The following is a 15,520-nucleotide window of genomic DNA, read 5'->3' on the forward strand; positions in this document are numbered from 1 at the left end:
CCCCTCACCGGCTCATGGAACGTCAGGACTGACCCAGCCTCAGGTCTGTGCGGACGCGACGACACCTGTGTCGTGCAGCTGCGCGATCTCCGTTCCGTCGAGGCCGAGCCCCGCGAGGATCTCCTCGGTGTCCGCGCCCAGCAGCGGAGCCGGTGCGACGTCTCCGTAGGCGCCGTCCCAGCGCAGCGGCCCGCGCGCGGAGAGCATCGGGCCGGTGCCGGGCTGGTCCACCTCGGCCAGCACGGGCAGGGCGTCCGTCTGCCGGTGCTCGGCCGCCACCTCCGGCATCGTGCGGTACGGGCTCCACAGCACCTTGGCGGCGTCGAGTTCCTTGACCACCTGGGACAGCGGCCGCGCGGCGAACCAGGGCCGGATGACCGCGGCGATGGTCTCGCGCAGCTCGTAGCGGTCCGACTCGCGGTCCAGGTCGGCCCCGATGGCGTCCTGGAGCGCGCGGAAGACCTCGGTCGTGCCGGTGACGTTCTGCAACGCCCGCCACTGGCCCTCGGTCAGTGCGACCACCATCACGCGGCGGCCGTCGCCGCACGCGAAGTCGGAGCCGAAGCTGCCGTAGAGGTGGTTGCCCAGGCGGCGCCGCTCGGTGCCGCGCTGCTCGGCCTCGGCCAGCCAGCCCAGCCCGGCCACGGCGGCGGCTGCGACGTCGGCGAGCGCCAGTTGCATGTGGGCGCCCTCGCCGTCGATGCTCCGGCGGTGCAGCGCGGCCAGCAGCCCGGTCGTCGCGGTCATGCCGGCGAGCAGGTCCCACGCCGGGAGCACGTGGTTGACCGGTGCCGCGCTGTCCTCGGGACCGGTGATGGTCGGGATGCCCATTTCGGCGTTGACGGTGTAGTCGACCGCCGGGCGGCCGTCCGCGTGCCCCTGGATGTGCAGGTGGATCATGTCCGGGCGGCGCGCGCACAGCTCCTCGTACGTGAGCCTGTTGCGGCCGACCGCGTTGTCGACGAACAGCCCCCGCGTCGGCCCGGGGCGGGTCGCGAGCTCGACGGCGATCTCCCGGCCACGCGGCGTCCGCAGGTCCAGGGCGATCGAGCGCTTGCCCTTGTTGAGCGCGGCCCAGTAGAGGCTGGCCCCGCTGTCGGCGAGCGGCCAGCGGTTGTAGTCCGCCGCGCCGCCGATGGGGTCGATGCGGATGACGTCGGCGCCGAGCTGCCCGAGCGCCATGCACCCGGAGGGACCCGCGACGAACGTCGCACACTCGACGATCTCCAGACCGCGCAGCGGCGCGGTCCCGGCCGGGGCGGTCACGCGGCCCGGTCCGCGAGTCGGCCGGCGCTGTGCGGGACGGGGACGGTCGGAGCCGACGGTCGGTGGGGCATGGGCGGGTCTCCCTCACGTGCACGGTGGTTCGGTCCGGCGACCGCCGCGGCGGCTCGGACCGATCTCTCCGCCGTTGCAACCCCGAACCGGTCGCCCAAGATCTTCGGTGGGCCTGTGAGCGCTTCCGCAGGACCTGCGGCCGCCTCGCCACCTTCCGATCCGCCTTCGGACGCTATTGAAGGCCCCGACCCGAAGTCAACATCGACAAGGCGTGGCCGACGACGCACCATGATGCGTCGGCCGGCACGGGCCGGGTGCACCCCGGGATCAAACCGGGGCCTCCCGGCCGGGACGCCGCCCGCCGCGGCGACACCGGCGGCAGCCCGGCTGCCACTGTGCCGACGCCGCCCTCAGAGCCGGGGGCCGTGCAGGGGGACGTCGGACGGAATCCACGCGGGCGGGCGCTTCTCCATGAACGCCCGCATCCCCTCGCGCAGTTCGGAGGAGTTCGCGAGCGCCCAGAACATCGTCTGGTAGTCGACCTGGCCGTACCGCTCGTTGAGCATGCGCTTGACCTGCGCGCGGGCGTCCGGCGCGGTGCGCAGCACCTGGTGGGCCGCCTCGACGGCGGCCTCGCGCAGTTGGTCGTGGGGCACCACGCGGGTCAGGACGCCGATGCGCTGCGCCTCGGCGGCGTCGAAGGTCCGCGCGGACAGCAGCAGGTCGCGGGCCATCGCCAGTCCGACGTGGGCGGGCAGGGCGGCGGCGAAGGTGGCGTCGGGGATTCCGCGCAGCAGTTCGGGGACGCGGAAGGTGGCGCGGTCGCTGGCCACGGCGATGTCGGACATCATCGCCACCAGCAGGCCCCCGGCCTGGCAGATGCCGTTGACGGCGGAGATGACAGGGGCGTTGCTGTCGCGAATGGTGAGGAACGGCAGGATCTCGTGGCCCACCGCGTCGGGCACCGATTCCTTCTCGTTGGTGCGTCCGCCGAGGTCGCCGCCCGGCCCGAAGACGTCCCCGACCCCGGTGATGATCAAAGCGGCCAGGTCGGGGTCGGTGTTGACCAGGCGCACGGCCTTCTTCAGGCCGTAGTACATCGCCGGCGTGAAGGCGTTCCGGGCCTCCGGCCGGTCGATGTAACACCAGGCGATCGACCCTTCGCGCTCGATGCGCAGATACGGGGTCCCGAGATCGTCGGTCATGCTGTCCCCTGCCCTTGAGTTCGGTAAGCTGCCCTCATTTTTACGACCTAGTCAACTAATTTCTACCCCCGACGCCCACCGGCACCGCAATCGGTGCCGACGACATCCAGCCGACGACACATAGAGGGGAACAGCATGCAGCTCGGATTCGCCATGCCGCACATGCTGCGACTGAAGGCCACGTGCCAGCCGTGGGAGGCCGCGGTCACCGGCACCGACCAGACGCGTTTGGCCAAGTGGGCGGAGAAGCTGGGGTACGCGATGATCAGCGTGCCGGAGCACCACATCATCCCACGTGCCCACGTCGACCTCTCCGGGCCCCACTACTTCCACGCGTACACGGCCATGTCGTACCTGGCCGGGGCGACGGAGAACATACGCGTCAACTCGTGCATCGCCGTCCTGCCGCTCCAGCACCCCGTCGTCACCGCCAAGTCTCTCTCGACCATGGACTGGCTCTCCGGCGGGCGGGTGACCGTGACCTTCGCCGTCGGATGGCTCAAGGAGGAGTTCGACCTGCTCGGCGTACCGTTCCACGAGCGCGGTGCGATGAGCGAGGAATACGTCCAGGCGATCATCGAACTCTGGACCAAGGATGAGCCCGAGTTCGAGGGCAAGTACGTCTCCTTCCGGGACGTGGCCTTCGAACCCAAGCCGGTCCAACACCCGCACCCGCCGGTGTGGTTCGGCGGCGACGCCGACCCGGTGCTGAAGCGCGTCGCCCGCTACGGATCAGGCTGGTGGCCGTTCCTCACCAAACCGGAGGACATCCCGGCCAAACTCGACTACATCCGCTCGCAACCCGACTACAACGGCGGACTGACCGACGTCTTCTACGGCTTCGCCACCAGCAGGGTGGGTGAGGGCCACAGCGTGAAGAGCGACCCCCGAGCCCGCCCCGGCATGTCGAAGCAGGAGATCATCGACCGCCTGGGCTGGTTCGGCGACCTCGGCGTCACCATCAGTTCCGTGCCGATACCGGCGCTGGAGCACATCGACGCCTACTTCGACTACACGCAGTGGGTCGCGGAGGAGATCATGCCGGCGATCGCGTAGCGACGGGCTCCGGGCGGGGGAAGGAACTCTCCGGCGGCCTTCCTTTCCTCGTCTGGGGGTGGGGAAATCCGTATTTCGCGCCTCCAGCGGGTCGGTTATTCTGGCGGCGCTGTGATGATCCGTCATATGGCTTACGGGGTAGGCGAGTTCGGCACTTCGGCGGGGGGCTCGGGTGCGCTTGTTCGATACCGGCCGCGCTCCTGAGGCCGAAGAGGCGACGCGACTGCTGACGGCTGCCGAGAGCATGGTGCTGGCGGGGAAATCCGAGAGCGGCCGCAAACGCTACGAAAGGCTCGCGCAGCGGCTGGACGGGGTCGCGGGGCTGGAAGACCTGCGCGGACGCGCGCTGGCGGGCGCCGCGGCGGCGACGGCGCAACTCGGGGACGGAAGCGGCGCGCTGGCGCGCTACCGGGAGGCGTTCTGGCTCCTGAACCGCCCGACCTCGGTGCTCCCGGAGTGGGCGCTGCGGCATCTCGCACACGAGCAAGTCGTCGCGGAGCAACCGGCGTTGGCGCCCGTGCTCGCCTTCCTCGCGGTGGAGTCGACACACCCGCTGGCTGCCGCGATGACGGAGTGGGTCCAACAGTGGTGCCGGTCCGGCGACGACACGGTGACCGGGGCAGTGGTCACCGCGCTGCCCCGGACGGAGTGGGCGGTGCTGGCCCGTGCGTCCGCGCTGCGCCGTGCGAAGAGGCTCGGCGAGGCCGCGGAACTGCTCGCCGCCGCGGCGTGCCCGCCGACCGACCAAGTCGCCTTCGCGCACGGGGTCGTTCTTCTGACACTGGGCCGACACCACGCGGCGGTCGATGCTTTCACGCTCGCGCATGGCCGGCCGCGATCGCCCCACCGCCATCCCTGGTCGCGCGGACCGCAGTTGCCGGGCGAGGCGCTGCTGTACCGGGCGATGTCCCGCGACGCCGCGGGCGACGCGGCCGGCGCCGGGGCGGACCTGGCTGCGGCGGCGGAGATCCTGCCCGATGATCCCCGGGTGCTGTACGCGCTGGGGGCGGCCGCGCTCCGCGAAGGGCGCGACGGCGAGGCGCAGCCGCGCTTCGAGGCCGTCCTGGCGGCCGACCCGCACCATGCCGGAGCGCACTTGGGCCTGGGACTGGTGTACGAGCGAACGGACCGCCCGGTCGAGGCCGCGGCGGCGTACCGGAGCGCGGGACCGGTCACGCCGCGCGTCCGCGTCCGCCTGGCGTGCGTGCTCACGGCTGCCGGGCTGCCCGAACAGGCCGTCGCGCTCTGGTCGGACGCGCCTGTGCCCGGGGCCGACCGGACGCGGTGGGACGACGCGGAGCCGGTCCGCGAAGACGCCTTCCACTTGGCCGCCGCCTACTTCGCCGCGGGAGACCACGAACGCGCCGCCCGGCTGTGGGGGCTCTCCGTCCCGGGCAACGCCGCGCTGGTGTGGGACCACCAGGCGCGCGGCGCGCTCGCGGCGGGACGCGTCGACGAAGCCCGCGCGCTGTGGCGGCGCTGCGTCGCGTCGGGCGGGAAGGCCGTGTTGTACCGGCGGCCCTTGGGCGAGGCTTCGTTCCGTGCGGCGACGCACGCGTTGGTCGCGCGCGACGCCGGTGCGGCCGAGGAGGCGCTGCGCGAGGTGGCGTCGCTGCTCGGCGACGAGGTGAGGGTCCGTTCGGCCCAGGGCGCCTTGGCGCTGCTCCAGGGGCGGGCGGGCGACGCGGCGTCGCTGCTCGCCGCGATCAAGGGCCGGCCGCGCGACCGCTACCACTTGGCGGTCGCCCGCCTGGCCGACGCGCGTCCCGCGCGTACCCTCGCCCTGCTCGACGCCGACTCGGACGACCTCGCCGCGGTGCGGCTGCGGGCGGTGCTCGCGTTCCGCGCCGGGAACTGGACGGCCGCTTACGAGGGGTTCCGCTTGTGTCTGCGTGCCCTGCGTCCCAAGGTCGAGCGGGATTACGTGGTGATCCCCGCGGGCCCGCGGACAGGGGCCGCCGACGCCTCGGACGGCCTGACGGCCCCCGCGGGCACGTCCGGTGTACGACGGCCTGGTGGCCTCACGGAAGCGGACTCCCCCGAGTGTGGGATCTGCGGCCGTGTGCACGCGGCACCCGGCCCGTGCGGGACCTGTGGCGCGGCCGTGTTGGAGGCCGCGGTCGCCGCCGCCCGAGGTGCGGGGGTTCACCCGGGGCTGCTGCTGACCGGTTGGGAGGGCACGGCGCTGCACGCGGAGGCGTCCCGGCTGCGCGCTCTGCTCCTCGCCGAGGAGGGCGAAATCGACGCCGCGCTGGCGTTGTTGGAACCCGGGAACGCGGCGCGCGCGCCTCTGGTGACCCGCCGGGCCGCCGAGCCCGGACGCTCCCAGGCGGATGTGCTCGCCGACCTGCGCGAGGCGGCCGGACTACCGGACCACCATCCGGGAGTCGACACCGCGCTGGCCGTGCTCGCCGAGGAAGGGGCGCTGTTGGCCGATGCCGACGGCGAACCCGCACGTGCCGTCGAGGCGTTGCGTTCGATTCTGCGTGAGCGCGGCACGACCGAGCTGCGAGTGCTGCATTCACTCGCGATCGCGGCCCATCGCGCGGCGGCCACCGATCCGACCGCCGAGCAGTGGGACTGGGTGCTCGGCTGTTGGGCGGCCGTCCTGCACTCCCCCGGTTTCTGGGAGCAGGTCGAGGAGGCCACCGGGCGCACGGTCGAGGCCGCGCAGCGTGACGCGGCGCGCGATGCGATCGGCGACCGCATACGTCAGGACCTCGCAGCCTGGGACGCATCCCAGAGCGTCTCCCGCGACTCCGCCGACGCGGCCGAGGTCCGCTGGGGCCTGGAGTGGGAGGCCGCCCGGCTGGCCTCCGGTCAGCCGGGGCTCGTGGCCGGGCCGCGACTGCTGGACCTGCTGGCCGGGGATGGTGTCGCCGACGCCGCCGCACGTCGCGCGGCGTGGCGGAAGGACACCGGTGCCGAAGGCGCCGCGCTGTTCGGGCCGCTCGGCACCGCTCACCATCTGCTCGGGCGCGGCAGGCCGGAGGCCGCGGCGGCGGTCTTGCGCGTCCAGGCTGACGAACAGGTGCCGGGGGCAGGGGCGTTGCTGGCCATGACGCTGCTGGCGGTGGCCCGCGAGCATCACCGGCACCGGGAATGGGCCCAAGTACTCGGTGTGTTGGCCGAGTCCGGCGAGCGTACGGCCGAAACCGCGGAGCTGGCCGCGGCGGCGGGTGTCAACGCGGCGCGTGAGTGGCTGCACGACCACATCGACGACCAGAAGGGCGCCGTCGACCTCTTGGAACGCGCACACCATCTCGCCCCCGACGACGCCGGTCTGCGCGAGAACCTGGCCGCCGCGTACCTCCAGTTCGGCCGCAAGGTCAACAATGAGCAGAAGGACTACGCCCGCGCCGTGGACCTCATGCGCAAGGCCCGCTCGCTGACCGCCGAACCCGGTGGCATGGACAAGGAGTTCGTCGCGGTTCTCGGGAACCTCGCCTGGCAGAGACTCGGCGACGGGGAACCGACACGCCGTCAACTGACGCTCGCCGCACCGTTATTCGCGCAGATCGCCGCGATCTCCGGTGCCGAGGCCGACCTGCTCAACGCCGCGGGCGTGTACGCCAGGCTCGCCCACGCGAGTGCGGACGCCGGCCACCGGGATCAGGCGGTGCAGGCCATGATGCGGTCCCTCGACCACGACCCGGAGTGGGACGGCCGCGACCGCCAGGCGGCGGCGAAGACCCGGCTGAGCCGCTTCTTCCGGTACAAGCTGGTCGAAAACCCGGACGCCTCGTTCAAAGCCAAGCGCGCCTGGCTCAACAAGGCCGCGGAGTACGACGAGGAGGACACCGCCTCGGCGTACGGGCTGCTGCTCCACAACGAAGGCGTCGCGCAAGCCGAACGCAAGAAGTTCCCGCAGGCGGTGGATCTGCTGCGGCAGTCGCTGGAACGCACCGGCGACACGCTGACACGGCAGCAGCTCGCGCAAGTGCTGGCGGCCTGGGCGGTGGACCACGCCAACCAGGGCGATTGGGCAGCCGCACACCGGCACATCACGGACGCCCTCCGGCACGACCCGCGCGACTTCCACATCCGCTTGCTCGCCGATCAGATCGAGACCGGCCTGCGCCGGTACCAGCGCTGGTGAGGAGTGTCTGTTGCCACCACTCGACCCGTCGCCCTACGTCGTCCTGGGCCTCCCGCCCGACGCGACCGTCAAGGATGTCAACGCCGCCGTCGCCCGGGCCGTCCGCGCCGGGAGGTTCACGCGGCAGCAGATCAACGCCGCGACCGTCCTGCTGCGCAACCCCGCGCGGCGCCTGGAGGCCGACGTCCGGCGCCACCTGCCGCGCCCGCCCGCAGCGGACGTCACCGCCGAACTGGCCGAGGCGGCTCGCGAACCCCTGCTGCCGACCCCCGTCCCGGGCCAACTGCCGGACCCCGGGACCCTGGTGGTGCTGCGGCACGCCGAGACGGCCGCCGACTGGGAGGACCCGCCCGCGTTGGACACCTCCGCGCAACGCCCGGACACACCCGAGGAGTTCCGCCCGGACCCGGCCTTGCTTCTGCCTCCGCTGCCGCTCCCGGAGTGACCCGTACGCCCGCCTGCCGCCCGCCCCGCCCCAAGGAGCACGATGTCGGACACGCCCGTGACCACCGAACCACCGTGGCTGACCGCCCGGCCGCTGCCGGTCCCGGCAGGAGCGCGCGAAGTCGACCTGGCGAAGTCGTTCGGCCGACTGCTGATCCGCGCGTCCGCCCTGCGGCAGCGGCGCGCGGAGGACGCGCGGGAGGCCCGGGACCGGGAACAGCAGCTCCTGATGGCGCTGATCGAGACGGACGACGACCTCATGGCCCTCCACCGCGGCCGAAGTCTCGCCCCGAGCCGCGCGGCCGGCGTCGACGCGGTGCGCAGGCGGTTGCACCGGCGGCTCGCGGCGTTCGGTGTCAAGGAGATCGAGTTGGTCGGGCGGACGGTGAACACCGCGTACGCCGAGATCGCCGGCACGGAGGAGACGGACGCCGTCGCACCGGACACCGTGGTCGAGACAATGGCCGCGTGCTTCGTCCGGGACGGCGAAGTACTGCGCCCGGCACAGGTGTTCGTCGCAGTGGCGCCGAGCGTACGCCCGCAGGAGGAGGTCGCCCCCGCGGACACCGGCGAACGGAAGTCGCAGGACGGGCAACCGACGGCCACCGAGCCCCCCATCGCACCGAGCGGCGCCCCCGCCGACCCTGCCGCCGCTGCCGACCCGGCCGCCGCTGCACCGACTGCGCTGTCGGTTGACAGCGTGCGGGCCATCGCGGCACCCGTATCGCCGACCAATTCGCTGCCGGGCGCGCAGCCGTCCGGTACACCGCACGCACCGCCGACATCGTCCGACTCGTCCGACTCCTTTGCCGCGCCGCCGGCCTGCGCCACGCAGGCGCCCGGCCCGTCGTCCGACAGCGGGGAGCCGCTCGTCCGCTCCGAGGACGACGCCGAGTCCCGGCCCCGCCGGGCCGGGGCCAAGCGCGAGCAGCCGAAGCGCACCACGCGGGCGAAGCGCAAGACCTCGGCGGCGCGCGACGGAAAGCCGGGGCAGCCCCGCTGACACCAGACCGTTCGGCCACAGCGCACGTCCACGAGGGGATCACCGCAATGCTCCGCACGCTCGGCATCGACCTGGGGACCACCAACTCCGTCATGGCGCAACTCCGCCGTGGGCAACCGGAGATCATCCACAATCGGCGCAACGAGGAGGCCACCCCGTCGGTTGTCACGCGCGGGCGCCACGGCGAACTGCTGGTCGGCCAGGACGCCCGGCGCCGGACGCTGCTGGACGCGGAGAACGTCATCCGCTCCGTCAAGCGCTTCATGGGCCGCAAGTTCAACGACACCGACGTCCAGGCCGCGCTCCGGGAGCTGGACTACCAGGTCACCGCGGGGATGGACGGCGACATCACGATCGCCTTCCACGGCCGCGCGTACACCCCCATCGAGGTCTCCGCGATCATCCTGCACCGGCTCAAGGAGGACGCCGAACAGCGCGTCGGCGCCCCGTTCGACCGCGCGGTGATCACGGTCCCGGCGTACTTCGGTGAACGGCAGGTCGCCGCGACACAGGAGGCAGGCCGGATGGCCGGGTTCCATGTGCTGCGGATCATCAACGAGCCGACGGCGGCAGCGCTCGCGTACGGCCTGACCAAAGACCTCGGCGACGAGGGCCGCACCGTGCTTGTCTACGACCTCGGCGGCGGCACCTTCGACATCTCCATCCTGCTGCTCGTCCCGGGGTCGGTTTCGGTCCTCGGCATCGAGGGCGACAACCTCCTCGGCGGCGACGACTTCGACCGCGCGATCTCCGCGGCCCTGCTCGACGACGTGCGTGCCGAGTACGGGGCCTCCTACCACCCGGACCGGCGCGACCGGCCGACGCTGGCCAAGGAAGCCGAGCAGATCAAGATCCAGCTCTCCCACCAGTTGAGTGCGGACGTGAGCCTGATCGGCCTGGGCGGCGGCCGGCTCACGATGGAGAACGTCTTCGAGCGCAGCCGGTTCGAGGCGTTGATCGCCCCGCAGATCGAGCGGACCATCGAACTCACCCGCAAGGCGGTCCGCGAAGCCAACCTGACCGTCGACGACATCGACGAAGTCCTGCTGGTCGGCGGGTCGACCGCGATCCCGCTCGTGGCGCACCGGCTCGGCGAGGTGTTCGGGCACCGGCGGATCCGGCGCGACGTCAACCCGATGCAGTGCGTGGCTCTCGGCGCGGCCGTGCAGGGCGCGCTGGTCGCCGATGTGGAGTGCGCGACATGCCGAGCGCCCAACGAGCTTGTCGCCGCGTCCTGTTCTGCGTGTGCGGCGTCGCTGGTGGGGGCGCCGCGCGTGTCTTGCGCGACGTGCCACCTGCCGGTGCCGACGGAGGTGGAGTCCTGCCCGAAATGCGGGCAGGCCCCGGCGGGGGCGGACGGGCCCCCGGCGGCGCAGCACGTCCGCCTCGCGAAGAGCCGCCCGGCGGCCACGTGCCCGCGCTGCGGTACGCCGGCCGGCCCGGACGCGGCGTTCTGCGACGTCTGCGGCGAATCCTTCCGGGCCGCGGAGGCCGATTCCGAGCCCAACGGCCTGCGCTGCCCGTCCTGCGAGACCGTCAACCCGCCCGGCGCGGAGGCCTGTGCGTCGTGTGGGACGTGGATGCAGGTGACAAACCCGTTCGACATCACGCCGAAGAACCTGGGCATCGAGCTCAACGACGGCCGGATGGCGGTGATCATCCCGAAGAACACGACGTACCCGACCACCGACCCGGTCAGCCGCGAGTTCGTCGTCACCGGGACCGGCGGCCGGCACCGGCTGGAGGTCGCGGTCTACGAGGGCGAGCACGAGCTCGCCCAACAGAACGAGCTGATCGGCCATCTGACGATGCGTCTGCCCGACGGGACGACGGGCCGCACCCCCGTCGACGTGTCCTTCGGTCTGGACCGCGACCGGACGATCACCCTCGCCGTGCGCGTACACGGGGGTGCCGAGAAGACCGTCAAACTGGAGCGCGTGACCCTCGACCCGGTGCTCAAAGTGCAGGTCGAGGAGAGCCGCCGCCAACTTGAGGACTTCACCGACCGCTGGTCCGACGAGCTCACCCCGGCCGAGAAGTCCGCCGCGAAGAACCTGCTGGACACGCTCGACGACACCGCGGCGGGCCAGACCGGCGGGCGCTCGGTGGACGCCGTGCTCGCCGAGGCTCGGCAGCGCCTCGACGCGCAGTCCGAGGCCCGGTACGCGGAGGCGTACCTCACCGCGTTCATCGCGTGCACCGAGGCGGTCGTCAGCGCCGAGGACCGCGACGTCCTGCGCGGTCACCTCGACAGACTGCGCCGGGCCCGTGAGTCGGGAGATTGGCGGGCGGCGCTCGACGCGGCCCAGCGCGGGCTCGCGTTCGCCGACGAACTGGGCCACACGGCACGGATGCTGACGATGTGTCGGGTCTTTGTCGCGCAGGACATGGTCTCGCCCGCGCTGGCGCACCGGATCCGCGCTGAGCTGTCGGGCCTGGAGGCGGCGGTACGCGCGGTCAACATGGAGCAGGCCAACCGGCATCTGACGATGCTCGTGGACCTGTACGCGGCGGCCATGCGGGAGCGGGGCGAGGTCGCCCCGGACTTCGACGTGCAGACCATCCGCCCGGAGGAGGCCCGGTGAGCGCGGACGCGCCCGCGGTGGTCTGCCCGGTGTGCCGCGTCGAGGCGGATGCGGAGTCGCTCCAATGCCCGGAGTGTGCCGAGGACTTGGCTGCCCTGGCACACCTGGCGTACGCCGGCCGGATGCACTACAACACGGCGCTGGAGCACGCCCGCAACGGCGAGTGGGAGGCGGCCCGGGACGCGGTCGGGGCGGCCCTGGCCCACGAGCCGGGCCTCGCACCGGCGGTGGCGCTGCGGGACGCCTTGGTGACGGAGGGGCGCACGGGCTGACGTGGGCCCGCGCGGGCAAGGGGCACGGGCGGGCAAAGGGGACCGCGCGGGCAAAGGGGCGTGGGCGGGCAAAGGGGCGTGGGCGGGGTCGACCGCAAGGGCCCGGAACGCCGCCTTTTCCCGGTCCGCCGGCGGCCGTGACGCAGATAACTTCCTCTTGCCCTCCACGGCGTTATACGTTCGTGCAGACACGTTTTCATGCACTCGCCTAAAAATGCCTCCCACCGGAAGGACGCCATGTCCGTCGAGGACGAGCTCAACGAACTCCGCCGCGAACTGCGCCACGTCACCGACCGCATGGCGATCCTCGACTGCGTCATGAAGCAGTCGCGCGGCCACGACCGCCACGACGTCGAGCTGATGGCGAGCGTCTACCACCACGACGGCACCGACGAGCACGGGCCCGTCGTCAAGTCGGGCCCCGAGTACGGCGAGTACGCCAACCAGGCCCACTCATCGGTGTTCATCGACCACCTGCACAACATCACCACCCACACGTGCGAGATCGACGGCGACGAAGCCCACTGCGAGAGCTACGTCATCGGCGCGATGCGCGCCCGCGACGGCAAGAGCGTCCACCTTTTCGGAGGCCGCTACCTCGACCGCCTCGAACGCCGCGACGGCACCTGGAAGATCGCCCTGCGCCGCTGCACCCTGGAATGGACCATGACCGGCGACACCTCACTCCTGTCCTCCGGAGCGTTCGCCGGGTTCGTCAAGGGCACCTGGGACAAGAACGACCCGTCGTACGCACGGCCGTTGACGCTGGACAAGACCCCCGTCGAACACTGGTGAGCGACGAGTGTGCGGCCGGTGCGCGCCCACAACGGACGGGCACCGGCCGCCCGTTCGCCTGAAAGCCCGTTCGAGAGACTCGTTCAGGCCGATGTTCGCCCACGAGGAGACCACCGCGCCGCGATGTCGGACTCCTTGCCGTTGTCGCCGGCCATGATCTCGCCGACTTGGTCCTGCGCGGCAGCCGTTCCGGCCGAGGCCCACTCCTTGCCGACGGTCTACGAGGGCGCGAACTGAGTGAAAAGGCAGCGCTCTTGACCTTGAGCGGCAAAGTACCGCATGTCAATATCGATGTCGATTTCGGAATATGCCGCGAAACCGCGACTCGGGAGTGCCGTGACGACTGAGACCTTCCCCGCGGCTCCCCCCACCCTGCGCGAATTCCTGTCGCCCACCTGGCTCGACGCGGCGCTCGGCTCCCGTTTCCCCGGCGTGGCAGTCACCAAGGTCATACCCGGCCCCGTGGTCAGCCGAGTCTCCACCAACGCACGCTTCCGCATCGAGTGCGCGGACGGCCTCCCCGACGGCCTCTCCCCCGACCTGTGCGCCAAGGGCTATTTCACGGACGTGGGCGGGGAAGCGGGCTGGCAGGCCCGCCATGCCGGGGTGTTCGAGGTCTCGTTCTACCGGGACCTGGCCGCTGCCAGCGGCGTCCGTACGCTGCGCAGCGTGTACGCCGGCGTCGACCCGGAAACGCGGCACGGCGCGATCATCACCGAGGACGTCGTCGCGCAGGGAGCCGAATTCCTCGACCCCACCAGCGAGTACACCCCGGACTCGGCCGCCGAGAGCCTTGCGCAGCTCGCCGTCCTGCACGGCGCGACCTGGGGGGATCCGGCGCTCCGCACGGCGGACTGGCTGACGCCGCGACTGGAGACGTACTCGCGGGGGCGTGGCCTTGCCGAGATCCGCGGCAACTTCGAAAGCGACATCGGCGCGGGAGTACCGGAGGAAGTCCGGGACGCGGAAAGGCTTTTCGACGGTCACCGGGCCCTCGCCGCCCAGACGCGCGACGCGGAACCGTGGTCGGTGATCCACGGTGACGCGCATGTCGGCAACCTCTTCCTGGACGGCGACGGGCGGCCGTCGTTCCTGGACTGGCAGCTCGTGCAGCGCGGCCCGTGGTACGTCGACGTCGGGTACCACCTCGCCTCCACACTCACCGTCGAGGACCGTCGGCGCAGCGAGCACGACCTCGTACGCCACTACCTCGACCGGCTGCGCGCCGCGGGCGTCGACGCCCCGTCGTGGGACGACGCCTGGCGGGGCATCCGCCGGGGCATCGTCCACGGCTTCTACCTCTGGGGCATCACCCAGAAGGTCGCCCCGCCGATGACCACCGCGCTTCTGCACCGCCTCGGCACCGCGGCCGCCGACCACGACGCCTTCGCGGCGGTGGGCGTGTGACGAGCGGCTCCTGACCGCGTTCGACCCCACGTACGCGGCGTGGCGAGCGACATCAACGAACCGGGCCGGGCCAGACCGGGCCGAACCGTGCCGTGCCGTGCCGTGCCACGAACTCAGCGCTCTACGTGTCGCGGTCGCGGCGACGTGACCGTAGACGACGGCGCGCGGCCTTGGCGGTCCTGGCGACCGAGCGCTTCAGCGGACCCGACATCGCGACGGCCAACGCGAGCAGGGCTGTGTCCGACGAGTCGGTCGCACACGACCCCGCGGCGTGGCGCAGAGCAGAACCTGTCCCTCAAAGGGGTGTTTCCGACGGTCGCGGCGCCCGCGTGAACGCCACTGCCCGCGCTGCCAGTTCGGCCGGGATTCGTGCGGGCCGCACTGTCCCCCGCCTCGTGCACGCGGTCGGGTGGCGGCCCCGCGGCTGTGCGTGTCCCGGCATGGGCCACGATGACAGCAAGACCGGAACGATCACTTGTGCGGCGCGGAGCCGCCGCACCGTGGCTGGAAGGGGCCCGCATGGACATCGGCCTGCACCTCGGGAGCGTCAACCTCAGGCACTGGGCCTCGGTCGCGGAGGAGGCGGATCGGCTCGGGTTCGAATCGCTGTGGATCCCCGAACACCTCGTGGTGCCGGTCGATGTCGCCGGCAGCCCGCACGAGGGGGCGGACCATCCGCCGATTCCCTCCGACATCCCGATCCTCGACCCGCTCGGCGTGCTGAGCCATCTCGCCGCCCGCACCGAACGCATCCGACTCGGGACGCACGTCTACAACATCGGTCTGCGGCACCCGTTCACCACCGCGCGCGCGGCGGTGACCGTGGACATGCTGTCCGGCGGTCGACTGTCCCTCGGCGTCGGTGTCGGCTGGCTGCGGGCGGAGTGGGACGCGGTGGGCCTGGACTTCGACCGACGGGGTGCGCGGGTGGACGAAGCGCTCGCGGTGTGCCGTCGGCTGTGGAGCGAACCGGTCGTCGAACACCACGGCGAATTCTTCGACTTCGGACTGGTCGCGTTCGAGCCCAAGCCGGTGCGGCCGGGCGGTCCCGACGTCCACATCGGCGGCGACGGCCCGGCGGCGCTGCGCCGGGCGGCGACCGTGGGCACCGGTTGGATGCCGATGAACCACACCATCGACGACCTGCCGCGCTCCCTCGCCCGCCTCTCCGAGCTCGCCGAACGCGCGGGCCGTACCGACCCGATCGAGGTCACGCTCGCCGTCGACGACGTCAGGACGCCGACGGACGTCGAACGCTACGCGGAGGCAGGGGTGACACGCCTGATCGTTACTCCTTGGACGCGTTCCCGGGACGCGTCCGACGGCATGCGGCGGTTCGCCGAGACCGTACTCGCGCAAGCCTGACGGCGGCTCCT

11 protein-coding genes are annotated in these 15,520 nt (G+C 72.1%); 9 read left to right on the forward strand and 2 right to left on the reverse strand.

The features are described 5' to 3' along the window. Window positions 1-39: 39 nt before the first annotated feature. Both ACRX5W_RS29800 and ACRX5W_RS29805 read right to left on the reverse strand, forming a co-directional pair. On the reverse strand, window positions 40-1,266 hold the full coding sequence (locus tag ACRX5W_RS29800) for a CoA transferase (protein WP_436791477.1): 1,227 nt from the start codon (window positions 1,264-1,266) through the stop codon (window positions 40-42). Between the two features lie 422 nt (window positions 1,267-1,688). Then, the gene (locus ACRX5W_RS29805; protein WP_436791478.1) at window positions 1,689-2,483 is read right to left on the reverse strand and encodes an enoyl-CoA hydratase/isomerase family protein; all 795 of its coding nucleotides are present in this window, start codon (window positions 2,481-2,483) and stop codon (window positions 1,689-1,691) included. Between the two features lie 135 nt (window positions 2,484-2,618). Between ACRX5W_RS29805 and ACRX5W_RS29810 the strand changes: the two genes are divergently transcribed. The 9 genes from ACRX5W_RS29810 (at window position 2,619) to ACRX5W_RS29850 (ending at window position 15,509) form a co-directional block, all read left to right on the forward strand. Further along, on the forward strand, window positions 2,619-3,539 hold the full coding sequence (locus tag ACRX5W_RS29810) for a TIGR03619 family F420-dependent LLM class oxidoreductase (RefSeq protein WP_436791479.1): 921 nt from the start codon (window positions 2,619-2,621) through the stop codon (window positions 3,537-3,539). Window positions 3,540-3,711: 172 nt separating this feature from the next. Beyond that, window positions 3,712-7,638 (forward strand): hypothetical protein, encoded by a 3,927-nt coding sequence (locus ACRX5W_RS29815; RefSeq protein ID WP_436791480.1) that lies wholly within the window; start codon window positions 3,712-3,714, stop codon window positions 7,636-7,638. A gap of 10 nt (window positions 7,639-7,648) precedes the next feature. Next, entirely contained in the window at window positions 7,649-8,083 is a 435-nt protein-coding gene (locus ACRX5W_RS29820; RefSeq protein WP_436791481.1) for a hypothetical protein, read from the forward strand. A gap of 42 nt (window positions 8,084-8,125) precedes the next feature. Further along, the gene (locus ACRX5W_RS29825; RefSeq protein WP_436791482.1) at window positions 8,126-9,085 is read left to right on the forward strand and encodes a nucleotide exchange factor GrpE; all 960 of its coding nucleotides are present in this window, start codon (window positions 8,126-8,128) and stop codon (window positions 9,083-9,085) included. A gap of 47 nt (window positions 9,086-9,132) precedes the next feature. Then, window positions 9,133-11,670: an Hsp70 family protein gene (locus tag ACRX5W_RS29830; RefSeq protein WP_436791483.1), complete on the forward strand. Its 2,538-nt coding sequence runs from the start codon at window positions 9,133-9,135 to the stop codon at window positions 11,668-11,670. Further along, window positions 11,667-11,942 (forward strand): hypothetical protein, encoded by a 276-nt coding sequence (locus tag ACRX5W_RS29835; RefSeq protein WP_436791484.1) that lies wholly within the window; start codon window positions 11,667-11,669, stop codon window positions 11,940-11,942. Before ACRX5W_RS29830 ends, ACRX5W_RS29835 begins: the two co-directional genes overlap by 4 nt. Window positions 11,943-12,179: 237 nt before the next feature. After that, window positions 12,180-12,737 (forward strand): nuclear transport factor 2 family protein, encoded by a 558-nt coding sequence (locus ACRX5W_RS29840; protein ID WP_436791485.1) that lies wholly within the window; start codon window positions 12,180-12,182, stop codon window positions 12,735-12,737. A 336-nt stretch (window positions 12,738-13,073) separates the two neighbouring features. After that, entirely contained in the window at window positions 13,074-14,144 is a 1,071-nt protein-coding gene (locus ACRX5W_RS29845) for an aminoglycoside phosphotransferase family protein (protein ID WP_436791486.1), read from the forward strand. 519 nt (window positions 14,145-14,663) lie between these two features. Further along, complete coding sequence (locus ACRX5W_RS29850; RefSeq protein ID WP_436791487.1) at window positions 14,664-15,509, forward strand: LLM class F420-dependent oxidoreductase; 846 nt, start codon at window positions 14,664-14,666, stop codon at window positions 15,507-15,509. Window positions 15,510-15,520: the final 11 nt, after the last annotated feature.

The sequence above is a fragment of the Yinghuangia sp. YIM S10712 genome (assembly GCF_051388935.1).
GTDB lineage: Bacteria > Actinomycetota > Actinomycetes > Streptomycetales > Streptomycetaceae > Yinghuangia.